Origin of the sequence: Corynebacterium kozikiae, assembly GCF_024580965.1 — a bacterium.
GTDB classification, from domain to species: Bacteria; Actinomycetota; Actinomycetes; order Mycobacteriales; family Mycobacteriaceae; genus Corynebacterium; species Corynebacterium kozikiae.
Map to the genome: position 1 here is coordinate 1 of NZ_JANIKJ010000076.1, position 257 is coordinate 257.

Here is a 257-nt window from a genome sequence, read left to right on the forward strand (position 1 = left end):
ATGCCACTAAAACAACACCCTCATTAGGATTCGCTTTCGCTACGGCTACCCACACTCATGGTTAACCTCGCGACATGCCGCTGACTCGCAGGCTCATTCTTCAAAAGGCACGCCATCACCCCACAAAAGGGGCTCTGACGGATTGTAAGCACACGGTTTCAGGTACTCTTTCACTCCCCTCCCGGGGTACTTTTCACCATTCCCTCACGGTACTATCCGCTATCGGTCACCAATAGTATTTAGGCTTACCGGGTGGT

General features: G+C 52.1%; 1 rRNA gene. It reads right to left on the bottom strand.

The features are described 5' to 3' along the window. A 23S ribosomal RNA gene (locus NQ018_RS11395) occupies positions 1-257 on the bottom strand; the annotation flags it as partial.